17 protein-coding genes are annotated in these 21,950 nt (G+C 62.6%); 12 read left to right on the top strand and 5 right to left on the bottom strand.

The window, feature by feature from the left end:
- Positions 1-185 precede the first annotated feature (185 nt).
- Both GA0061103_RS33275 and GA0061103_RS33270 read left to right on the top strand, forming a co-directional pair.
- On the top strand, positions 186-1,529 hold the full coding sequence (locus tag GA0061103_RS33275) for a pyridoxal phosphate-dependent decarboxylase family protein (protein ID WP_092720020.1): 1,344 nt from the start codon (positions 186-188) through the stop codon (positions 1,527-1,529).
- Between the two features lie 274 nt (positions 1,530-1,803).
- On the top strand, positions 1,804-2,610 hold the full coding sequence (locus GA0061103_RS33270; RefSeq protein ID WP_245304957.1) for a YecA family protein: 807 nt from the start codon (positions 1,804-1,806) through the stop codon (positions 2,608-2,610).
- 422 nt (positions 2,611-3,032) lie between these two features.
- On the opposite strand, the gene GA0061103_RS33265 is transcribed toward GA0061103_RS33270, so the two are convergent.
- The 3 genes from GA0061103_RS33265 to GA0061103_RS33255 form a co-directional block, all read right to left on the bottom strand.
- Positions 3,033-3,479, bottom strand: a complete 447-nt coding sequence (locus GA0061103_RS33265; RefSeq protein ID WP_092720015.1) for a GNAT family N-acetyltransferase — start codon at positions 3,477-3,479, stop codon at positions 3,033-3,035.
- A 68-nt stretch (positions 3,480-3,547) separates the two neighbouring features.
- On the bottom strand, positions 3,548-4,660 hold the full coding sequence (locus tag GA0061103_RS33260; protein WP_208603607.1) for a PA0069 family radical SAM protein: 1,113 nt from the start codon (positions 4,658-4,660) through the stop codon (positions 3,548-3,550).
- Between the two features lie 111 nt (positions 4,661-4,771).
- Positions 4,772-5,047 (bottom strand): hypothetical protein, encoded by a 276-nt coding sequence (locus GA0061103_RS33255; RefSeq protein ID WP_141694508.1) that lies wholly within the window; start codon positions 5,045-5,047, stop codon positions 4,772-4,774.
- Between the two features lie 177 nt (positions 5,048-5,224).
- On the opposite strand from GA0061103_RS33255, the gene GA0061103_RS33250 reads away from it, so the two are divergent.
- From GA0061103_RS33250 to GA0061103_RS33225, 6 genes are all read left to right on the top strand, one after another.
- Positions 5,225-6,385, top strand: a complete 1,161-nt coding sequence (locus GA0061103_RS33250; RefSeq protein WP_092720009.1) for an alkene reductase — start codon at positions 5,225-5,227, stop codon at positions 6,383-6,385.
- 487 nt (positions 6,386-6,872) lie between these two features.
- Positions 6,873-6,971 carry a (2Fe-2S)-binding protein gene (locus tag GA0061103_RS35715; RefSeq protein ID WP_141694512.1) on the top strand — a complete coding sequence of 33 codons (99 nt, stop codon included), beginning with the start codon at positions 6,873-6,875 and terminating at the stop codon, positions 6,969-6,971.
- Positions 6,972-7,408: 437 nt separating this feature from the next.
- The gene (locus tag GA0061103_RS33240; RefSeq protein WP_092720006.1) at positions 7,409-8,338 is read left to right on the top strand and encodes a DUF3991 and toprim domain-containing protein; all 930 of its coding nucleotides are present in this window, start codon (positions 7,409-7,411) and stop codon (positions 8,336-8,338) included.
- A 107-nt stretch (positions 8,339-8,445) separates the two neighbouring features.
- On the top strand, positions 8,446-10,044 hold the full coding sequence (locus GA0061103_RS33235) for an MFS transporter (protein ID WP_208603606.1): 1,599 nt from the start codon (positions 8,446-8,448) through the stop codon (positions 10,042-10,044).
- A 23-nt stretch (positions 10,045-10,067) separates the two neighbouring features.
- A complete protein-coding gene (locus GA0061103_RS33230; RefSeq protein WP_425349578.1) occupies positions 10,068-10,658 on the top strand; it encodes a DUF924 family protein in 591 nt (196 codons plus the stop codon).
- A gap of 86 nt (positions 10,659-10,744) precedes the next feature.
- The gene (locus GA0061103_RS33225) at positions 10,745-11,383 is read left to right on the top strand and encodes a DNA-3-methyladenine glycosylase family protein (protein WP_092720004.1); all 639 of its coding nucleotides are present in this window, start codon (positions 10,745-10,747) and stop codon (positions 11,381-11,383) included.
- Here GA0061103_RS33225 and GA0061103_RS33220 read toward each other — a convergent pair.
- Positions 11,372-12,637 (bottom strand): phthiocerol/phthiodiolone dimycocerosyl transferase family protein, encoded by a 1,266-nt coding sequence (locus GA0061103_RS33220; protein ID WP_141694507.1) that lies wholly within the window; start codon positions 12,635-12,637, stop codon positions 11,372-11,374. The genes GA0061103_RS33225 and GA0061103_RS33220 overlap by 12 nt on opposite strands.
- A gap of 600 nt (positions 12,638-13,237) precedes the next feature.
- On the opposite strand from GA0061103_RS33220, the gene GA0061103_RS33215 reads away from it, so the two are divergent.
- From GA0061103_RS33215 to GA0061103_RS33205, 3 genes are all read left to right on the top strand, one after another.
- A complete protein-coding gene (locus GA0061103_RS33215) occupies positions 13,238-13,840 on the top strand; it encodes a DUF1419 domain-containing protein (protein WP_092719999.1) in 603 nt (200 codons plus the stop codon).
- An 8-nt stretch (positions 13,841-13,848) separates the two neighbouring features.
- Complete coding sequence (locus GA0061103_RS33210) at positions 13,849-14,250, top strand: DUF3085 domain-containing protein (RefSeq protein ID WP_092719996.1); 402 nt, start codon at positions 13,849-13,851, stop codon at positions 14,248-14,250.
- Positions 14,251-14,361: 111 nt separating this feature from the next.
- Positions 14,362-19,455: an Eco57I restriction-modification methylase domain-containing protein gene (locus GA0061103_RS33205; RefSeq protein WP_092719994.1), complete on the top strand. Its 5,094-nt coding sequence runs from the start codon at positions 14,362-14,364 to the stop codon at positions 19,453-19,455.
- A gap of 50 nt (positions 19,456-19,505) precedes the next feature.
- Here GA0061103_RS33205 and GA0061103_RS33200 read toward each other — a convergent pair whose 3' ends face one another.
- Positions 19,506-20,072 carry a DUF305 domain-containing protein gene (locus tag GA0061103_RS33200; protein ID WP_208603605.1) on the bottom strand — a complete coding sequence of 189 codons (567 nt, stop codon included), beginning with the start codon at positions 20,070-20,072 and terminating at the stop codon, positions 19,506-19,508.
- Positions 20,073-20,417: 345 nt separating this feature from the next.
- Here GA0061103_RS33200 and GA0061103_RS33190 point away from each other — a divergent pair.
- The coding region (locus GA0061103_RS33190; protein ID WP_092719990.1) for a ParB/RepB/Spo0J family partition protein at positions 20,418-21,950 on the top strand (1,533 nt) is incomplete at its 3' end.

The following is a 21,950-nucleotide window of genomic DNA, read 5'->3' as shown; positions in this document are numbered from 1 at the left end:
GGAAAGGTTGGGTGCTGTCCGATATACGTTGACATACCGTGACGCCAAGCCTTAACGCCTGCTTTAACTATCTATCGAAAGATAGATAGTTGATTCGTCGAGTGTGCGGTCCGCGTCGCGGATGCGGCGGCGCGACACGGGAAAGCGGTCACCCAATCATCGGCGGACCGGAAAGAGGGAGCTACATGTCAGAACTGGAATTGATGGCGGAGGCGGATCGTCGCGCAAAAAGTTACCTGGAAGGGATCGAGCAGCGCTTACCGTTTCCCGATCAGGCCGCACGTGCCGGCCTTAGCATTTTTTCGGAACCACTTCCCTATGAAGGGCGCGGCGCGGTCGAAACGCTTCAAATGCTCGACATCCATGGCTCGCCCGCGACGACGGCCTCTAACGGGCCGCGCTATTTTGGCTTCGTGATCGGCGCGTCTTTGCCAGCAGCGGCCGCCGCCGAGCGATTGATGCTGGCCTGGGACCAGTGCGCCGCCACGTACGACACGTCACCGATCGCGGCGACGATCGAGAAAATCGCCGGTCGGTGGCTTCTCGACGCACTCGACCTGCCACGGGAATCTGCTGTCGGATTTGGTACGAGCGCGACCGCCTGTGCGCTGAGTTGCCTTTCAGCAGCTCGGCGATCGCTGCTGTCGCGTCAAGGGTGGAATATCGATAGGGACGGGCTGTTCGGCGCCCCTGAGATCCGGGTTGTCGTGTCCGAGACCGTCCATATCACCGTGCGGAAGGCTCTGCGGTTACTCGGCTTCGGATCCGTGCACCTGGTCACGGCGCCCGTGGACGCATATGGGCGGATCGATCCAGATCGCTTACCGCCGCTCGATGAGAAGACGATCCTTTGCCTACAAGCCGGAGAGGTGAACACGGGTGAGTTCGATCCTTTCGCTGTCCTGATCGACGCGGCGACAAAGGCGAAGGCCTGGGTCCATGTCGACGGTGCATTCGGTTTGTGGGCGCGTACCTCGTCGAGGCGAGCACTTACCGAGGGGATCGAGGGTGCCGATAGCTGGACCACAGACGGACACAAATGGCTGAACACGCCGTACGACGGAGCGGTCGCCATCTGCCGCGACGCGGAGGCACTGGCCCAGGCCATGAATTCCGACGCCGTTTACGCAACAGCGTCCGCCGACGCGCAAAAGAACCTGACGCTCGAGTTCTCGCGGCGCGCTCGCGGCATTCCTATATGGGCTGCGCTCCGGACGCTCGGCCGCGCGGGTGTCGCGCAGCTCGTCGACCGTCATTGCAACGAAGCCGCATGGCTCGCCGATCGGCTCCGTGAACGCGGATTCGACGTTCTCAATCGCGTCGTTCTCAATCAGCTGGTGGTGCGATACGGCACTGATGAGCAGACCGCGCAAATCCGCCAAAGTGTCATCGACACCGGCGCCGGCTGGTTTGGAATGACCGTCTGGCAGGGGCGGCCTGCGCTTCGGATCAGTCTGTCATCGTGGCGCACCGAGCATCAAGACGTCAGCCGTCTGGCGGAAGCCCTCTCGATCGCGGCGCGAAACTAACGTGTATTCGTAGTCGTCAGTTTGCGATGATAAGCCGACGTCGCTCGTCCTGGTCGGCGACGCGGCTTTGATCCGTTTCTAAAGTTCAGAAGGTCCGCCAGGTGCAGCTTGATTTCCCGCTGCGGGCGAGCAGGGCCAACGAGGCTTCGAAAGAATCTATTGAGAGCGACGGTGACGTTGTTCGAGAGCCCGATGTCGCGCTATATCGCTAGAGGACTTCCGCGCCGATAAGAACGTCGATAGTTGTCTAGCGCGATAGGAGGCAAGGTTGGTCGTGGGAAGCGGAGCGGCATCGAGAGCCAAGAGCGAGGTTAAGCCTGGCCGCAACGCGCCCTGCTGGTGCAACTCCGGGAGGAAGTACAAATACTGTCATTACAACTCGGACCGCGACCGGATCGTTACCATAAATCCCGCAGTACATCCGCCCGGCACTCCGGCGCAACTCAACTACAAAGATGACTTCGCAAACATCATGGCGCCCTTCGATGGCCCGCTACATCGCTTCTGTCGGGACAACGATTTTTACTTGTTTGGATCGACACTGACCGTCGGCGATATGGAAACAGCCTACAACAAGCTGGTGGCTGGCACGCTTACCAAACAGGAACTGCTGGACGCCCTTATCAAGCGCTCGCACCGGCACGTGCTCGAGGGATATGTCAAGGACGCTTGTGCGAAGTTTAGCAGCTTCGCGGATCGCGAAAAGTTTTTGCTGGATGCGGTCGAAGCGCACTTCACGGGAAAATATACATTGTCCGTGCCAGTGCTTTTTGCGCAGCTTGAAGGCATCCTGCGCCAGATCGGAGCTTTGACTTCCAAGGACAACATCAAGCCGACCATCAAAAGGAACATTTGGGGCAACCGCCTCCTGTTTGCGATGGAAGACGCCGTGGAAGCTTTCAACTCGTTCATATCGAAACTGTACGAGGGGCAAAAGGACGACGGCTTCAACCGCAACCCGGTGCTGCACGGGATGAATCTGAATTACGACAACGAGGAATATTCGCTCATCCTGCTGCTCGCGATCTGCGAAGTGAGGACCTTCCTCTGGTTCGAAGAGAATACGGAACCGGTCGTGTAGGCGGCCGGCCAATTCTTGATCGAGGATGTCGTTCTCTCAGCCAGTCTGCTCGACCACGTCGCGCTCGCGGGTCGCCTCCCGCGAAGCCCGATGGTAGTCGTCATTTGGCTCTGAATATGGGCTTCGCGAAATGCCGTAACCGATCTAGATGACCGCCATAGGCGCGCAATGCCAAATGTCTGGAGACCGGCGGCAAAACGATCGCAACTACCCGCCCGAGACAGGCGTACGGCGAGGTCAAACCTACGTTAGCGTATGCGACGAAGCGTTCGTGACGAATTTATCAGTACGAGCCGCCGACCAGCTCGCCTTGGCGTGCTGCGATAAGAGCTGACCCTTCAATGTTTCGCCTCGGCGCCGAATGCAATTTGGTCATTCGGCTCCGAGAACGCACGGGATCATACGCGTGCTGCTGGCGTCGGTTATTGGAGATCGTACTCGATGAAGCCGGTGCGCCGAGCGACACGATCATAGAGGCGGCGAGCCGTTGCGTTCGTCTCGCGCGTCATCCAATAAACGTTGGTCACGCCGATCTTGAGCGCTTCCGTCTGGACGGCCTGGATCAGCGCCGCGCCCACGCCTTTGCCGCGGACATCGGGATCGGCGAAGAGATCTTGAAGGTAGCAGTTGTTCTTCAGCGACCAGCAGCTACGGTGATAGAGGTAGTGGACGAGGCCGACGGGCTTGTTCTCGATCGTGGCGAGGAAACCCTTTGGTTCGAACTCGCCTTCGGTGAAAAGGCGACGCCACGTCGTCTCGAACACTTCGTCGGGCAGGCTGGCCTCATAGAAGGTCAGATAAGCAGTCCACAGCCTTTGCCATTCGGCATGGTCAGTTGATGCGAGCGGGCGGACGATGATTTCCGGCATTCATATTCTCCTGTGGCGTTAGTGGACATTCGGTTCGAGAATTTCGGCCTGCGACGACTTAGCGTCGCTCATAGCAGCGTGAGCTGGTCGCCAAGCCTCGGCGGGATTCGGAAGAGATCGGTTCGAAGCGGCGAGATTTTCCGATCGAGCGCGAAGCGCCGGCGCGCCAGCCGAAAACGGTCAACAAGGATCTGCGCGACGGGCCCCTCGCCCGCAATGCGGTAGCCGAAGCGCGCGTCGTTTTCCTTGCCACCGCGCATCTGGCGAACCAGCGACATGACGCGCTCAGCGCGGTCGGGACGTTCCGCCGCGAGCCATTCCTTGAAGAGATCCTTCAGTTCATGTGGCAGTCGCAGCATCGAATAGTGTGCGTACCGCGCACCAGCGTCGGCCGAAGCCTCGAGGATCGCCTCGATCTCATGATCGGTGAGGCCTGGAATGATCGGCGCCACGCTGACGATGACCGGTATGCCGGCGTCGCTGAGCGCGCGAATGGCATCGAGTCGTCGCGACGGCGTCGATGCCCTCGCTTCCATCGCCCGGGCGAGCTGACGGTCGAGCGTCGTGATCGAAATCACGACGACGCTCAAATTCCGCTCGGCCATCGGAGCGAGCAAGTCGATGTCGCGCGTTACGAGGTGATTTTTTGTGGTGATGCCGAGAGGATGCTGGAACTCGGCGAGCACTTCGATGACGCTGCGCGTGATGCGTAGACGCTTCTCAACCGGCTGGTAGCAGTCCGTGTTCGCCCCGAGTTGCACGCGATCTGGGACATAACCCGCCTTGGAGAGCTCGCTCCTCAGTAATGTCGCCGCCTGCGGCTTGAAAAATAGCTTCGTCTCGAAATCGAGCCCCGGCGACAAACCGAGATAAGCGTGCGACGGCCGGGCGAAGCAGTAGATGCATCCATGCTCGCAGCCTCGATAGGGATTAACCGAGCGATCAAAACCGATATCCGGGCTCGCGTTCCGGGAGATGATCGACTTCGCTTTTTCGGCAGTCAGGGTGGTATCGACCCGCTCCGTCTCGTCGACATCCGCGACCGACCACCCGTCATCGACACTCTCACGATGATAAGGTTCAAACCTGCCCGTCTCATTCGACCGTGATGATCGTCCTCGGACCGACCGATGCCCATTACGGCCCTCATCCGGCGCTGTTGGCATGCTCTTAGGGGCCATCGCAAGCTCCCGGGAGGACCATCTCGCGACGAGCTCGATGCCGCCATCCCAAGCAGTGCCCTGGGCTGAGGTCCTGAAAACTAGACTGGGCGAGACGCAGAGACGAGACGGTCAACCGGTTCCCTCCGCCCGCACGTCCTTGAGCCGGATCTTGGCGAGGCGTGCCTTCGCCGCGGTGAAAACGAGGTCGATCACCTTGCTGTCATGGCCGAGCCTGAAACATTCCACGACGACACCGACGAGCACGCTCTCGGTGATGACGAGCAAGTCCGAATAGGAACCGCCCGCCGCGCGCGTCTCCTCGATGATTTCCGCAACGACGCGCTTTGCGACGCGGTTGTGCAGTTCGGTCGCCGCCTCGGCGGTCAACTGGGGTTTTTCAGACATTTTCATCGTCGTCTGCCCTCTCGAGTCTGTCCGGCGCTCGATCGTCCGCGGACGCGTCCATTCGAAAAATTATCGGTTCGCGTCTCTCTATCGATAGATAGTCCTTGACGAGGAGGAATGCCAGCGAATATTGTCGGCCGCCTAACGACCTATCGATAGATAGATTAAGGAGACGACATGAGCCTGCAACAGTCCGCCGAGTCCACCGCCAGAACGCTCTTCACGCCCGTTCATATCGGTCCCTATATATTGCAACACCGGATCGTCCTGCCGCCGCTGAGCCGTTTGCGCGCTCAGCCGGGGACCGGTATCCCCAGCGATCTGCAGCTTGAATATTACACCCAGCGCGCATCGGAAGGCGGACTGATCATCACCGAGGCAACAGCGATCGCATCCTCTGCGCGCGGCTACTACCACGCGCCCGGCCTTTATTCGGAAGAACAGATCGCTGGATGGAAGCGCATCACCGACGCCGTCCACGACAGGGGCGGCACCTTCTTCACGCAGCTCTGGCACGCCGGTCGAACATCCCACATTGAGATCACAGGATCGCAGCCGGTGACTGCGTCGGTCGATCCCGCCTATTGGGCCGATGCGAACAACGTGATTGATGCTCCCGACGGGTTCAAGCCGGTATCTCCGCACCGCGCGCTCGACACCGACGAGATATCGACGATCGTCGAACAGTATCGCCAAGCCGCCCAGAACGCCAAGCGTGCCGGTTTCGACGGCGTCGAGCTGATGGCCGCCAATGGCCACCTAATCGACCAGTTCCTCCAGGACAACGTGAACAAGCGTACCGACCGTTATGGCGGCTCGATCGAAAACAGGGCGCGTCTCCTCCTGGAGGTCGTCGGCGTACTTGTCGAGGTCTGGCGCGCCGATCGTGTCGGCGTGCGGCTCTCGCCCAGCAACAGCTTCAACGGCATGGGCGATAGCGACCCGCACGCTCTGTTCGGCTATGTCATCCAGCAGCTGGATGCTCTCGGCATCGCCTACGTTCACCTCATCGAGCCGCGGGTCAAAGGCGCCGATACGATCGCGGAAAGCCAGCCGCCGATCGCGGCACAGGAGCTCGGCAAGCTTTTCCGGGGCCCCGTCATTGCAGCGGGCGGCTTCAATCCGGAGACGGCCAAGGCTGCCGTGTCGAACGGCGTCGCCGACCTGGTCGCCTTCGGCCGGCATTTCGTCGCCAATCCCGACCTGCCGAAGCGGATCGAGAACGGATGGCCGCTCAATCCCTACGATCGTAGCACGTTCTACGCTTTCGACGAACACGGCTATACCGACTATCCGTTCTATGACGCGTCCCAATCCGACGCGCTTCCCGCGGCTTGACCATGCTCGCCCTGCCGGTCGACCGGCGGGGCGTCTCAACGTTACGATCGCCGGGGTAACCGTCAATGGTGCGGTTAGCAGGATTCAGCGCTTCGACGGGGACAGCACTTTTGCGTAGGTGACAGTTTCACGCCGTGTCCCGACGGCACGTATCCAAGCTGGTCACAAAGGTCGCGGAAAACGACCCGGCGGCGCTCTTTCTCCATCTCGGCCGACGCGCAACGGATGCCGTGCTCCTCGTCGCTCAGCCCTTCAGGGCGGCAAATCGGACAGGACGCGAGGTGAAAGATATGGTCCCAGGCGGCCAGAGCGTCGACATAGGCGCGGTGAGCCGCGACCGTCTCCCGTTCAAGCGATTTTGGATTTCGCTCCCTGGCCCTGACCAATCGATCCCCCTCACCGGGTACAAGCCTGCGGTACGCCCCCGCAAACGAACCCTCTCTGACTCTTGGTGATCGGGGAGTTGGAAAACCGCTGTTAGACGGCCCTGTGGCCTTTAGTTCGGAGAACCTGTTGCATACGCCACAGGCTCCCCGACCATAAGGTCAAGGAGTGCGGCGCCGTATCGGCCGGCGCCAACCGCTAACAGGGGTTTTCCAAGCCCCAGGGCAGCGCGTACTGCCCCGCACGACTCATAACCGCTCGATCGTTTGTGTTCTAGATGCTTTATAAAGCTCGAACGATGCCAGACCCTCTTTCCGATGTTTTTGTGGGCAAAGGCCAGGCGTCGCCCCTGACGGGGCCGGGCTGGCAGCTGAGCTGAAGTCCGCGGCACGGTCTTCCCCCTTCCGGGCAGCCATCCCTGACGCGCGCGCGGCGCAAAAGGTGGGTGCCGCTGGCGCCTTGCCGGACGCAAGGGAGGCTTCGCCGCGCCGACCACCGTCGATCCTCGATTTCTTGTCAGCGCGCCCTTGCATCAGGCAGGCTACGCGGCGTGCCGGTTGTGTTCCGCAAGGTGCGGGATAAGGATGATCAACCGAGGAAAGGACGAGCGCGCCCTGAAGGCGCGGCTCGAGTGAACGGATGGAGAAGCATGAAATCGAGAATCTGCGCGAGAAGGTGACCTGCGCGATCGTCCTCGAAGCCGCGGGCTGGAAGGTCGATTTGAAGGAGAGCACCCGCCGCGCCTTGAAGTTCAGGCGCGGCGACGGCGAAATCATCATTGTGATCCATGAAGGACGCGGCTGGTTCGATCCCTTGTCGACGAAGAAAGGCGACATCTTCGATCTCGCCGAGCATCTCGGCGCCGACGGCTTCGTCGCCGCGTGCGAGCACCTCGCCTCGCTGGTCGGCGTCGTTTCGAGCGAGCCGGTCTGGACGCGACCGGCCCGCCCGTCGCCGGCCGTCGCGATCGCCGAGCGGTGGCAGCGGCGGTTCAAACCGCGGCCGGGTTCGGCGACATGGCGCTACCTGACGTCAGAGCGCGCGCTGCCCCACGATGTCGTCCAAACCGCGATCGCCCAGGATTGCCTGCGGGAAGGACCGCACGGCAGTATGTGGGCGGTCCATCGTTCGGCGCCGGGCGAACCCACCGGATGGGAGGAGCGCGGGCCGGCCTGGCGCGGCTTCGCGACGGAAGGGGCCAAGGTGCTCTTCCGCTTTGGCGCTCGAGATGCCGATCGGATCTGCGTCACCGAGGCCGCGATTGACGCCATGAGCCTTGCCGCAATCGAGGTGCTGCGCCGCGACACGCTCTATGTCAGCACCGGCGGCGGCTGGTCGCCCGCGACCGACGAGGCGCTTCGCCACGTCGCTATGGCAGGCAACGTCAGTCTCGTCGCTGCCACCGACAACAACCGTCAAGGCGACATCTATGCCGAGCGCATCCAGGCGATCGCCGCCGAGAGCGGAGCCAGCTATGTCCGGTCGCGGCCACGCGGCGACGACTGGAACGAAGATCTGAAGGTTCTGATGACCAGACTTTCCCGTCCCGAGCTCGTTGCCTTCGCGTGAGCGTGCAAGTTCAATCCGAATATTGACGTCGGCTTTTCCTTGACTGAACCAGCCGACGTGCTTACTTCACATGAACCTATCGATAGATAGATGAGATTGGACGCAACGTGTCTTCAGGAGCAGGCAATGGCGTCGACGCGGTGACGCCCGCGCGACGCGACAACATTGAACCGACACGGGCGGACGTGGCGCTTTCGGGACGCAAGCTGCGCATGCTGTTGTGCTGCGCTGGCGCGCCATTCCTCATCATGCTCGACACCAACATCGTCGCCGTCTCGCTGCCGTCGATCGCGCGTGATCTCAAGGGGAGTTTCACCGACGTCGAGTGGGTCGTCAGCGCCTACATCCTCCCCTTTGCGGCACTCCTGATGCCCGCCGGCGCGCTCGCCGATCGGCTCGGGCGACGGCGCATGCTGCTGCTCGGTCTCGCGATCTTCACTTTGGCATCGGTCCTGTGCGGTGCGGCGCCCGATCTTCTGACGCTCAACGCCGCGCGCGCCTTGCAGGCGGTGGGCGCCGCCCTGCAGCTGACCTCGTCGCTCGCGGTGATCGCGCATGGTTTCGAGGCGCACGAGCGTGCCCGCGTTTACGCCATCTGGGGCACCGTGATGGGGATTGCACCCTCGCTCGGGCCGATCGTCGGCGGTCTCGTCACGTCTTACTTCGGGTGGCGATGGGCGTTCTACATCAACCTGCCGCTCGGCGCGGGGCTGATCGTGCTCGCCCTCTCATCGGTGAATGAATCGCGCGATCCAAAGGCCGCCGGTCTCGACTATCGGGGCATCGCGCTCTTCGGCGCCGGGCTGTTCAGTGTCGTCTGGGCGCTCATCGACGCCAATGCGGTCGGCTGGGAAAGCCCTCGCACGATCCTGCGCCTCGTTGTCGGCGCGGTCCTGCTCGTCGCGTTCGTCTTCGCCGAACGCCGCCAACCGCGTCCGATGATCGACCTCTCGATCTTCAGCGATCCGACCGTCGTCGGCGCCGCGATCGCCATGCTCGGCTATGCCGCCTCCGCGCAGGTGATGATGACGATCCTGCCGCTCTATCTGCAGGATGCGTTCGCTCTGTCGCCGGCGACGGCTGGCATCGCGATGACGCCGTTCGCATTTCCGCTGCTGATCGGGCCGAGCATTGGCGGCAAACTTGCGGCGCGCCTGTCGAGCCGCGCCATTCTCTGCTTCGGCCTCAGCCTTGTCGCCATCGGCAACGCCATGGCCGCGGGCGCGGTTCTCGCCGGCTTTGCCTATTGGACGGCCGCCATCGGCATGTTCGCCACCGGTTCGGGCGCCGGCCTTCTCAACAGCGAGACCGCCAAGGCGCAGGTCAGCTCGGTCCCGCCCGAGCGCGCCGGGATGGCCTCGGGCCTCGCCAGCACGACGCGCTTCATCGGCATCATCGCCGGCGTCGCAGGTCTCGGCGCGGTGCTCGCCGCCGTCACCGAATCCCGCCTGCGCAGGCTCGGCACACCTCTGGTGCCTGACCGCGCGATCGACTGGCACGATCTCAGTCTTCGCATCGTCGGCGGTGACGTCGAGGGCGCATTGGCCGCGCTGCCGGCGCCGATCCAGAACGTTCTTGCGGGCTCCTTGCATGCGAGCGTCGGCGCCGGGTTCGGCGCGGCTCTTTTTGCCGCGGCGTTCGTCGCCGTCCTTTCAAGCCTGGCGACCTGGCGACTGATCCGGACCGCCGCAAACAGCCCGTCCTGAAGGCGTAAAGGCGCCGAACCGTTATGACCGAGATGATCCCGGATTCCCTCAAAAGCGTACGGCACGCTCCCGACGTCGATCTGCGCATCGAAGCCGTCAACGCCTTCTGGCGTCGCTCCGGCCTCGACAGGTGGTTGACGAAAGAGCCGTACTTTGACGCCGATTTTCATGTCCGCTTCGAAGCGTTGCATTTCACGGCGGCTGCTCGCCAACTCGACCATTGGGTCGACACCGTCGACGGTGCACTGGCGCTCATGGTCCTGCTCGACCAATTCCCGCGCAACAGCTATCGCACCGCGCACATGTTCGCCACCGATCCGCTTGCGCGGCACTTTGCGCGAATGGCGATCGACCGCGGGCACGACGCAGGGGTGAAACAAGACCTGCGCGTATTCTTCTATCTCCCGCTCATCCATTCCGAGGATCTACGGGATCAGGTCCGCGCGCTTCGGTTCTGCGAGGCCTCATTGGGTGCGGGAGCCATCTTATACGCGCGCATGCACCACGATATCATCGCGCGCTTCGGGCGGTTCCCGCACCGAAATCCCGTGTTGGGCCGCGACACGACCCCGGAGGAGCAAGCCTTCCTCGATAGCGGCGGTTTCGCGGGCTGACGCGCGACCAGACTATCGCGATCCGACACATCCCTTTCGACGAGGATGGAGTTCAATGAAATCAACACCTGAAGGTCTACAACACCATGATCCCAACCGACGCTGAACTTGAAGCAGGCCGCCTCGCCCTCGCCCGCCTCGATCCCTTGATGGCGAAAGCTCACGCCGAGGTTCGGCCCAGCACCTGGGTCGTTCGCGAGCGCGGATTTAAGGGCCTCGTGCGCCAGATCATCGGCCAGCAGGTTTCGGTCGCGGCCGCCGATTCGATCCGGCGGAAAATGATCGACGGTCTCGGCATGCTGACGCCCGAAACGATCCTTGCCGCAGACGACGTTCAGCTGCGGGGCTACGGACTGTCGGGTCAGAAAATCCGCTACGTGCGCGCGATCGCCGAGGCCGCCGAGCTCTTCGAGCGACTCGATTCGATGTCGGACGAGGAGGCGATCGCGGCGCTCGTCGCCATCAAAGGTGTCGGCCGATGGACCGCCGAAACCTACCTGATGTTTTCCGAGGGACGCCTCGACTTCTTCCCCGCGGGCGACATTGCGCTGCAGGAGGGTTATCGGCTCCTTGTTGGGTGGGACGCGCGCCCGAGCGAGAAGGTGCTCTACACTCGCGCCGAGACCTGGAAACCTTATCGCGGCATCGCCGCGCTCTTGCTGTGGGGCTATTACATGCAGGCGCGCGGCCGGGCGACCGAAAGCGGCGCCGTTCTAAGTCCGTAGCGCTACACCTTCATCGGCGCTTACGGCTTTCTCGATGGCAACGAGAACGTCAGTCAGGAGAGATGGGTTGCCGCCGGACGAAACGTGGACCATCCTCAGAACGCCATTCAACGTGTTGATTCCGATCATGTTGCTCTGCGATATTTGGGTGTTGAGTATCGGTCCCCATATGGCTCTGACTTTGAGCGAATTGATTTGCGTTTCGATCGACAGCCTGCCGAGGTTCGAAATCATCAAGTCCAGAACCTGCGGGGGCAGAACGGCAAAGGCGAAGCCCGGGTCGGCGACCTTGGGGACGATAGTTTCGAGAAAACGGGTAAGGCCAGCAACTGTTTCCGGCGATCGGATGGCCGCAATGCCATCGGTCGAGCGCCGTGCGACCGTCCATAAAGTGTCTTCGTCTGTCACCTGTAGAAATGCCGGCGACAGCCCCATGAAAAGTCCTGGGCAGTCGGCGTCCTTTCCGGCTGTTGCTCGAAGGTCCACAGGGCTGGATATGCCGATCGGCCCGGTCCTTCCTGGCTTCGTCGCAATCGCGGCTGCCGCACAGATCGCTCCATGAACCGTTGTCGATTCTTCGCGGCATTTTGCGACGAGATGACGTGTCAGTTCGCGGTCGAATTCGAGAATTGAAAGCTGCAACGGGTCATCGGTGACCTGCCTGATCCTGATTTCCGGCTTCACTTCGCTTTCCGGTGGAGGTGGCGGCAGCTCAGCCGCCGCGTACCCCGCTGCGAAGTCGTTCAAACCCGGCAGCCCGGACAGCGCCTGAAGGCGTTCACCACCAATGAGACGGATGAAGTCGTGCAAAATCGCCAAAGCGCCACGTCCATCAGTGATCGTGTGGTTGAATGTCAGGCAAATGGCGAAGGAATCGGGCGCAAGAAGCACGCTTGCCTTCATCAAGGGAGAGCCCGAGATGTCTTCCCATCGCTGGAGATCATCGCGGACGACCTCAAGCCACGAGGTTGCCTGGGCCACATGCCGCACAACGACCAATGGCTCATTGTCGCTCCATGCGAACGATAATCCGTCCGACGGGTGCTCGACGACTTCGACGCGGAGATAGGGATGCCGGTCGCGTAAGGCGGCAAAGGCCTTGACCACTGTTTGTTCGTCGGTCGCGCCGGAAATTTCAGCGACCACCGAAAAGTCGATCGGCGCGCGGAGGCTGTGCGAGAAAAAAGCGCGCTCGAGGCCTCCCAACGTCCTGACAGTAATCTGCCCTGCTGTCACACTAGCTGTCTTCTGCAATGCATTTTCCTCTAATACGTTGGCGAGATTCTAAGTATTGAGCTGCGGGTTCCTGGGTTGCCATCTGCCGAGAAGTGGCTTGGCCGCGTCACTCAGGCGCTATTCGTTGACGAACGCCCGTTTGTTACAACGACAACCGCTAGCGATGACCTGTTTCGCAGGCTTTCTGCGTCGAATTTGCGTCACGAAGACGCTCCATCCGCAAGTCACTGCGCGGGCGCACCGCTTCTGAAACCCGGCTCCCGATGGGTTGAGAAGCTTGCCCTTTCGAAAAGGCGGTCCGGGCTCGCGCGGCGGTTTCAGGCCTTGTCGCGGCATTGCTGCCCCTTGCTGCGGTTCTATTGCACGCATGCACGCTGCCAAGCAGCCCGCCGGCTTGAAAGGAACGGAGGAAGAAACGGAGGAAGGAAACGAGGAGAGGATGAAAGACGTGCCGCATGCCCGGCCGGCGCGTCAAGGGAGGCTTCGCCCGCGTGCCGCGGCCCTTGACCCACCGGACCGGAGAGGCGGCCGCAAAGGAGGGGTCAGAAGGGTTGAAGAGGATGGCGAACCGGAAGGTTGAGCCGCGCTCCGGCCCGACGAGGCTGAAAGGAGCCCATCATGACCCCGTCCTCAATCCGCAAGGTCTATCAAGGTGCCGCCGACCGCCGGCAGATGTTCCGCATGTTCGATCGCCACGCTCAACGGCCGAACCGTGCCGACACCGACGCGACGCAACTCTATTGCGGCGAATGGTTCGAGATTGGCCAGGCCGAGCACGACTACATGTTCGAGGTACTCCCGCCGCTCTGGATGCGCGGCGACATGTTCGCGATGCGCGAATTTCTCGCCGGCAGCATCACGAGCGTCTTCTTCGAACTAAAGATCGATGAGCGGGTGCGCTACTTCCACGGCTATTGCGATCTCGCCGACCGGCGATCGCCGGAACGGATGCGCGCCGCGATCGTGGAACGCGAATGCCGGCCTGTTCGCGCCACGACGCGTGAGGAGAGGCTCGAGCACATCTGGTCCAGCACGCACGACCCCTATCGCGGCTACGCCGACTGGCGCTTTGTCCGCGCCGATCGCGGTAAGCGCACCGTCATCGTGTACGGCTCGGACCAACGCAAGGACTTCCAGGTGCTCGACCAGCTGACCGAGGCGCAGATCGCCATGAAGTTGCCGGTGCATTTGCGCCATCTGCCCGACGCGATCGCCGCATAGGTGCCGCCATGTTCACGTTTTCGGTGACGGCGGTGCGCGCCGTGATCATGCGCGGGCGCATCGACGCCTTTCTGAATGGCGGCTTTCGCAACCCACACTACGGGCTTGCTCCCGGAAGGGACGAGAAGCCCGGCGCCTGGCTCGTCGGCGACGAAGGCGTCTACATGATGTCGAACGGCAAGCTTGCCGATCACCAACAGCGTTCGTTAGTCGTCTATGCCGAGGAATGCGATCCGAGGACCAATCCCGACCACTGGCATTACAAGCGCCAATATTTCGGCGGCGATGACGGCATCGACTTCCTCGACGCCGAAATGCTCGTGCGGCTGATCGCGGCCTTGCCTGACTGCACGCACCTCACGATCGCGATGACCGACGACAGTATGTCGATCACGCCAATCCGCCGCTGACACCCTGGGCCACACGGCCCTCGCTTTCCGTAACCCTTCGCGACCATCGCTCCCCGCCGGCGCCACCGGCGGAAGCGATGGCGCGCGCCTTCATCACAAGGAGACACCACGATGGCGCATGACGATCCCTTTACCCTCGACCTTTTCGGCAACACCGCGCTCTCGTCGGGCCTCGGCCTCGGCGTGACCGCTTTCGGCGGTACGTTTGCCCCCGATGACGACGAGCCCGATCCCACGACGCCCCCTCCCGCGCTCCCAGTTGGGACCGCGGCGCGATTGCCCGATCCGCATCATTCGGCGCGCGGCTCCAACTTCCACCTCGTCGACGATCGCCAACTCGCGAGGTCCTGGAAGGATCGGGCGCTCGACAATATCGCCGCCATCCGGCTTGCCGCCGAGATCGAGACCGATCATCGCCCGGCGACGCGCGAAGAGCAGGAGCGGCTCATCCGGTTCACCGGATTCGGTGCTTCCGATCTTGCCAACGGCGTCTTTCGCCGACCCGGCGAGCTCGATTTCCGCCAAGGCTGGCAGGAGATCGGCACCGCGCTCGAGGATGCCGTCGATGAGCTCGACTATGCGTCGCTCGCCCGGTGCACGCAGTACGCTCATTTCACGCCCGAGCCGATCGTCCGGGCGATCTGGACCGCGTTATTGCGTCTCGGCTGGCGCGGCGGCCGTGTGCTCGAGCCCGGCATTGGCACCGGGCTATTCCCGGCGTTGATGCCGGACGCGCTGCGCCATGCCTCGCATATGACCGGGGTCGAACTCGATCCGGTCACCGCACGCATCGCCCGCCTGCTGCAGCCGCGGGCGCGGATCCTCACTGGCGATTTCGCACGCACCGAGCTGCCCGCCACCTTCGACCTCGCGATCGGCAATCCGCCTTTCTCCGACCGAACCGTGCGATCGGATCGGGCGTATCGTTCGAAGGGCTTTCGGCTGCACGACTACTTTATCGCGCGGTCGATCGACCTTTTGAAACCAGGGGCCCTCGCTGCCTTCGTCACGTCGCATGGGACGATGGACAAGGCGGATTCTTCCGCGCGTGAGCACATCGCCGGATCGGCTGATCTCATCGCAGCCATTCGTCCCCCCGAAGGCAGCTTCCACGCCGGCGCCGGCACCAACGTCATTGTCGACTTCCTCTTATTTCGGAAGCGGAAGCCCGGCGAAAGCGTCGGCGATCAATCCTGGCTCGACACGGAGGAGGTGCGGCCCGCAATCGACGATGAGGGCGCGATCCGCGTCAACCGCTGGTTCGCGCAACATCCCGCCTTCGTTCTCGGGACGCACGCGCTGACGTCCGGCCCGTTCGGCGAAACCTATACCTGCCTGCCCCGTGCGGGCGAGGCTCTGGAGGCTCTTCTTGCCGCTGCGATCGATCGTCTCCCCGAGGCGATCTACGACGGCCAACCTGACGTGGTAGATCCTGATCTCGATCTAGGCGACGAGCTCGCCGAGATCGGCCTGCCGTCCGAACGTCATGTGCGCGAAGGCAGCTACATCGCCGACAAGGCCCACGGCGTCATGCAGGTCCTCGATGGCAGGCCCGTCGCGGTGAAGGTCCGTAAGGGCCGCAGCGCTGACGGCATCCCTGAGAAGCATATCCGGATTATCGCCAAGCTCATCCCGGTCCGCGACGCGGTGCGCGAGGTTCTCAAGTGCCAGGAAACCGATCGGCCGTGGAAGGACGCGCAGGTCCGCCTGCGTATCGCCTGGTCGAGTTTCGTGCGCGACTTCGGCCCGATCAATTTCACGACCGTCTCGATGACCGAGGACGATGAAACCGGCGAGGTCCGTGAAACACATCGCCGACCGAACCTGCAGCCGTTCCTCGACGATCCGGATTGCTGGCTGGTCGCCTCGATCGAGGACTACGACCTCGAGACCAACACCGCCAAACCCGGGCCGATCTTCACCGAGCGCGTGATCGCGCCGCCGGCACCGCCGGTGATCACCAGCGCGGCGGACGCGCTCGCCGTGGTGTTGAACGAGCGTGGCCGCGTCGATCTCGAGCATATCGCCGAACTGCTGCATCGCGAATGCGAGGACGTCGTTGCAGAGCTCGGCAGCGCCATCTTCCGCGATCCGGTTGACGGTTCCTGGCAGACAGCGGATGCTTATCTGTCGGGTCCTGTGCGCGACAAGCACAAAACGGCCGAGGCGGCGGCCGCGCTTGACGCTGAGTACGAGCGCAATGTCGCCGCGCTGCTTGCCGTCCAACCCGCTGATCTCAACCCTTCGGACATCACGGCGCGGCTCGGCGCGCCATGGATTCCGGCGTCCGACATCGTGGCCTTCGTCAAGGAGACGATGGGCGCCGACATCAAGATCCATCACATGCCCGAGCTCGCCTCGTGGACCGTCGAGGCGCGCCAGCTTGGCTGGATGGCGGCAGGGACCTCCGAATGGGGTACCGACCGCCGGCACGCCGGCGAGCTGCTCGCCGATGCGTTGAACAGTCGCGTGCCCCAGATCTTCGACACGGTGAAGGAGGAGATGAGCGAGCGACGCGTTCTCAACGTCGTCGACACCGAGGCGGCGAAGACCAAGCTGCAAAAGATCAAGGACGCGTTCCAGCGCTGGATCTGGTCCGATCCCGATCGCACCGACCGTCTGGCGCGCGTCTACAACGACCGCTTCAACAACATCGCGCCACGGGCCTTCGACGGCTCGCACCTGAAGCTTCCGGGCGCCTCTGGCGCCTTTGTTCTTTATGGGCACCAGAAGCGCGGCATCTGGCGGGTTATCTCGGCCGGCTCGACCTATCTCGCGCATGCTGTCGGCGCCGGCAAGACGATGACGATGGCCGCCGCCATCATGGAGCAGCGCCGGCTTGGACTGATCGCCAAGGCGATGCTCGTCGTTCCCGGCCATTGCCTCGCGCAGGCGGCGCGCGAATTCCTCGCGCTCTATCCGAACGCGCGGATCCTCGTCGCCGACGAGACCAATTTCACCAAAGACAAGCGGCACCGCTTCCTCTCGCGCGCGGCGACCGCGACCTGGGACGCGATCGTCATCACGCACTCCGCCTTCCGTTTCATCAGCGTGCCGTCCGCATTCGAGAGCGAAATGATCCAGGACGAGCTCGAGCTCTACGAGACGCTGCTGACCAAGGTCGAGAGCGACGATCGCGTCTCGCGCAAGCGGCTCGAAAGGCTCAAGGAAGGCCTGAAAGAGCGGCTGGAGGCATTGTCGACTCGGAAGGACGATCTCCTGACCATCTCCGAAATCGGCATCGACCAGATTATCGTCGACGAAGCGCAGGAGTTCAGGAAGCTTTCCTTCGCGACCAACATGTCGACATTGAAGGGTGTCGACCCGAACGGTTCGCAGCGCGCTTGGGATCTCTATGTGAAGTCGCGCTTCGTGGAGACAAGGAACCCGGGCCGCGCGCTCGTGCTCGCCTCCGGCACGCCGATCACCAATACCCTCGGCGAAATGTTCTCGGTGCAGCGCTATCTCGGCTACCAGGCGCTCGCACAGCGCGGCCTGCACGAATTCGATGCCTGGGCATCGACCTTCGGCGACGTTACGACCGAGCTCGAATTGCAGCCGTCCGGCAAATACAAGCCGGTCACGCGGTTCGCGACCTTCGTCAATGTCCCAGAGCTCATCGCGATGTTCCGCTCCTTCGCGGACGTCGTCATGCCAGAAGATCTGCGCCAATACGTGAAGGTGCCGATGATCTCGACTGGTAAGCGGCAGATTCTCACCGCGAAGCCGTCCGCGGCCTTCAAGCGCTACCAGACGCTGCTCGGTGAACGCATCAAGGCGATCGAGGAGCGTGACCGTGCCCCCGAACCCGGCGACGACATTCTGTTGTCCGTCATCACGGATGGCCGCCATGCTGCGATCGACCTGCGCCTGGTCGAGTCGGACAACGATAACGAGGCCGACAACAAGCTGAACCAGCTCGTCGGCAACGCCTTCCGCATCTGGAACGAAACCACGGAGAACACCTACATCCGCGCGGACGGCAAGCCGTTCGAACTGCCCGGTGCCGCGCAGATGATTTTCTCCGATCTCGGCACGATCAGCGTCGAGAAGTCGCGCGGCTTCTCCGCCTATCGCTGGATCCGCGACGAGCTCGTCCGCAGGGGTGTCCCGGCATCCGAAATCGCCTTCATGCAGGATTTCAAGAAGTCGGAGGCCAAGCAGCGCCTCTTCGCCGATGTGCGCGCCGGCAAGGTGCGCTTCCTGATCGGAAGTTCGGACACAATGGGAACCGGCGTGAATGCGCAGCTGCGTCTCAAAGCGCTGCATCACCTCGACGTGCCGTGGCTGCCGTCGCAGATCGAGCAGCGCGAGGGCCGCATCGTGCGCCAGGGCAATCAGCACGACGAGGTGGATATTTATGCCTACGCGACCGAGGGCAGCCTCGACGCGCAGATGTGGCAGAATAACGAGCGGAAGGCGCGCTTCATCGCCGCAGCGCTCTCGGGCGACACGTCGATCCGCCGGCTCGAAGACATGGGTGAGAGCCAGGCCAACCAATTCGCGATGGCCAAGGCGATTGCCTCGGGTGACCCGCGTCTCATGCAGAAAGCAGGTCTCGAGGCCGACATCGCGCGGCTCGAACGCTTACGCGCCGCGCATATCGACGATCAGCACGCTGTCCGGCGGCAGGTCCGCGACGCCGAGCGCGATATCGAATTTTCGAGCCGACGCATTGGTGAGATCGGCCAGGACATCGAGCGACGGACCTCGACCTCCGGCGACGGCTTCACGATGACGGTGACGAGCGAATCCTACACCGAACGCAAGCTCGCTGGCCGCGCGCTCATGAAGGAAATCCTGACGCTGGTTCAGCTCCAGCATGCGGGTGACATCGTCATCGCCTCAATCGGCGGCTTCGATGTCGAGTATAGCGGCGAGCGTTTCGGACGCGACGGTTACCGCTATACGACGGTGCTGCTACGCACTGGCGCCGAATACGAGATCGAGCTGCCGGTGACGGTGACGCCGCTCGGCGCGATCGCTCGTCTCGAGCACGCGCTCGGCGACTTTGAGGGCGAGCGCGACCGCTATCGCCAACGTCTCGCAGATGCCCGGCGGCGGCTTGCGAACTATGCATCTCGCGACGGCGGTGAATTCGCCTTCACGCAAGAGCTGAACAATAAGCGATTAGCGCTGAACGAGCTTGAAAGTGCATTGGCGAGCGATGCGGGCCAAGACGGCGTCGGGAGGATTGCAGCATAATTATCCCTCCAACCCGAGGCTGGAGGTCGCGAGTGCAAAACGGCCGCGTATCAGTAACCAACGCGCGGCTGTTTCAGTGTATCGATGCCGGTGCTTGCATCGGTTTCCGGCGGCGGCGGTGGTACGCCCTTCTCACGATATGACGGTAGTTCAGGCGCGTCTGCCAGGGGCGGTTGCTTTTCCAGTTGCGCGACCAATCGTTTCATCTCTTCGATCTCACGGACCTGCGCATCGATGATGCCGTCAGCAAGCTTGCGCACCTCCGGGTCGCGGATATGAGCGCGCTCACTCGTCATGATCGCAATCGAATGGTGCGGTATCATCGCTTTCATGTAGGCCACGTCGCCAACGGTCTGCTGGCTTCGAACTAGCCAGAGCGCCAACCCGGCAATGATGATGCTGCCAGCTGCAATCCCGAGATTGACGCGGGGGTTTGGGTACATCGGCCACATGAATCCGATCATGATAAGAGCCATCACCGCTCCCATCAGAACTGCCATCCACGTTCGCGTCTGACTGTATTCGATGTGATCGAATGCATAAGTGTTGAGGTACATCAGACCGAACATAACAACGGTCGACACCAGTATCATCCATGCGAAGCGGCTGTATTTCACGTCGATACTCCTCGAGTGATCTAACGCAGGCCACTGTCTTTGGTTCAGTCGGCAGGAAGCGCCGCCGTTTCGCTCGGATCATCTGGAGTGGGAAGAACAAAATAAACAAGGAGGGAGAAGCCCGCTCGCAGATCGGGCGGTCCGTCGACGCTGGCGCTCAACCGCGGCCTCTCGCAATCCCGGCCCTTCGTCCTGCGCAGGGCTTCGGCCCTGCTGGTCCAGCCGGTCAGGGATGCTCGCCCGCAGTTGCGTCGGCCCGTCCGCTCCGCGGGCCGGAGGGTGTCTTCGCCAAGAAGACGAGGAAGGATCGGCAAGGCCGGTCCGTAACCCAAAAGGAGCGTTCCCATGTATCTCATCAAGATCGATCCGCGCGCGCTGAATGAGAATCCAGATCGCACGCGTCAGACGAAGTCGTCACCGCAGGCCGACGCACTGCTGCTTGCGACGATCAAGGCGGTCGGAATCGTCCAGCCACCCGTCATCATGCCGGAAGCCGGCGGCGGCAACGGCTACGTCATCAATGCCGGCCATCGCCGTGTAAAGCAGGCGATCGCCGCCGGTCTCGAGGAAATCGACGTGCTCGTCGACGAGGTCGCCAACGACAACGGCGCCATGCGCTCGATGATCGAGAACATCGCACGCGACGCGTTGAACCCGGTCGACCAGTGGCGTGCGATCGAACGTCTGGTCGCGCTCGGCTGGACCGAGGAAGCAATCGGCGTTGCGCTCGCGCTCCCGGTTCGCCAGATCCGTAAGCTGCGTCTGCTCGCCAACGTCTTGCCGGCGATGCTCGATCACATGGCCAAGGGCGACATGCCGAACGAGCAGCAGCTTCGCACGATCGCGGCGGCCTCGCTCGATGAGCAGAAGGAGGTGTGGAAGAAGCACAAGCCGTCGAAAGGCGATCCGCAGGTCTCCTGGTGGAGCGTCGCACAGGGGCTGCAGAAGACGCGCATGTACGCGCGCCATGCCAGCTTCGGCGACGATCTCGCGCAGGCCTATGGCATCCAGTGGGTTGAGGACCTGTTTGCGCCGGCTGACGAGGACAGCCGCTACACCACGAACGTCGAAGGCTTTCTTGGCGCTCAGCAGGAGTGGATGACGGCGAATCTGCCGAAGAAGGGCGTCATCGCCGAAACCACGACCTGGGGTGAAGTTAAGTTGCCGCCCAAAGCCGAGCGCGTCTACGGCAAGCCGACCAAGTCCGATTGCACCGCAATGTATCTCGATCGCGAGGGTCGCGTGCAGAGCGTGCATTATCGGATGCCCGAGGCCAAGACTGCAAAGGGCGGCAAGAGCGCGAGCTCTCCAGGGACTGTGGCTGACGATGTCGGCGAGATCGCGAGGCCACGTCCGGACGTGACCCGCAAGGGTGTCGAAATGATCGGCGAGTATCGCACCGACGCGCTTCGCGAAGCGCTCGGCCGCGCGCCGATCGAGGATGACACGTTGATGGCCCTGTTGGTCCTCGCATTCGCCGGCCAGAATGTCTCGGTGACGACCGGCGTTTACTACGGCCACAGCCGGCTGGCAAAGAATGCAGCGGTTCTCTTCGACGCCGACGGCAAACTTGCCTTCGACATGGACACGCTGCGCGTCGCGGCGCGCTCCATGCTCATCGACGTTTTCTCGTGCCGCGAGAATGCGACCAATAGCGGAATCGTCGCGCGGATCGCTGGCGACATGGTCGGTGCCGACGCCTTCCTGCCGAACATGGGCACGGAGGATTTTCTATCTTGCCTGTCGCGCCCTGCGCTCGAGGGCTCGTGCAAGGATACGCCGGTCCTGCCGCGCCAGCGGGTCAAGGACACGCGCGCGGCGCTCGTCGAACACTTCCAGGAAGGGCACTTCGTCCATCCCTCCGCGCTGTTCGCGCCC

It is taken from the genome of Martinezella multihospitum (assembly GCF_900094585.1).
Classification (GTDB): Bacteria; Pseudomonadota; Alphaproteobacteria; order Rhizobiales; family Rhizobiaceae; genus Rhizobium; species Rhizobium multihospitium.
Note: the sequence above shows the minus strand (reverse complement) of the source record. Positions and strands in the feature narration are given on the sequence as shown.

Bases quoted from the DNA above. Each gene is read 5' to 3' on its own strand.
- GA0061103_RS33225 (WP_092720004.1), top strand. From the start codon at position 10,745: ATGATCCCAACCGACGCTGAACTTGAAGCAGGCCGCCTCGCCCTCGCC.
- GA0061103_RS33215 (WP_092719999.1), top strand. From the start codon at position 13,238: ATGACCCCGTCCTCAATCCGCAAGGTCTATCAAGGTGCCGCCGACCGC.
- GA0061103_RS33250 (WP_092720009.1), top strand. From the start codon at position 5,225: ATGAGCCTGCAACAGTCCGCCGAGTCCACCGCCAGAACGCTCTTCACG.
- GA0061103_RS33275 (WP_092720020.1), top strand. From the start codon at position 186: ATGTCAGAACTGGAATTGATGGCGGAGGCGGATCGTCGCGCAAAAAGT.
- GA0061103_RS33230 (WP_425349578.1), top strand. From the start codon at position 10,068: ATGACCGAGATGATCCCGGATTCCCTCAAAAGCGTACGGCACGCTCCC.
- GA0061103_RS33260 (WP_208603607.1), bottom strand. From the start codon at position 4,660: ATGGCCCCTAAGAGCATGCCAACAGCGCCGGATGAGGGCCGTAATGGG.
- GA0061103_RS33240 (WP_092720006.1), top strand. From the start codon at position 7,409: ATGGAGAAGCATGAAATCGAGAATCTGCGCGAGAAGGTGACCTGCGCG.
- GA0061103_RS33210 (WP_092719996.1), top strand. From the start codon at position 13,849: ATGTTCACGTTTTCGGTGACGGCGGTGCGCGCCGTGATCATGCGCGGG.
- GA0061103_RS33265 (WP_092720015.1), bottom strand. From the start codon at position 3,479: ATGCCGGAAATCATCGTCCGCCCGCTCGCATCAACTGACCATGCCGAA.
- GA0061103_RS33205 (WP_092719994.1), top strand. From the start codon at position 14,362: ATGGCGCATGACGATCCCTTTACCCTCGACCTTTTCGGCAACACCGCG.
- GA0061103_RS33255 (WP_141694508.1), bottom strand. From the start codon at position 5,047: ATGTCTGAAAAACCCCAGTTGACCGCCGAGGCGGCGACCGAACTGCAC.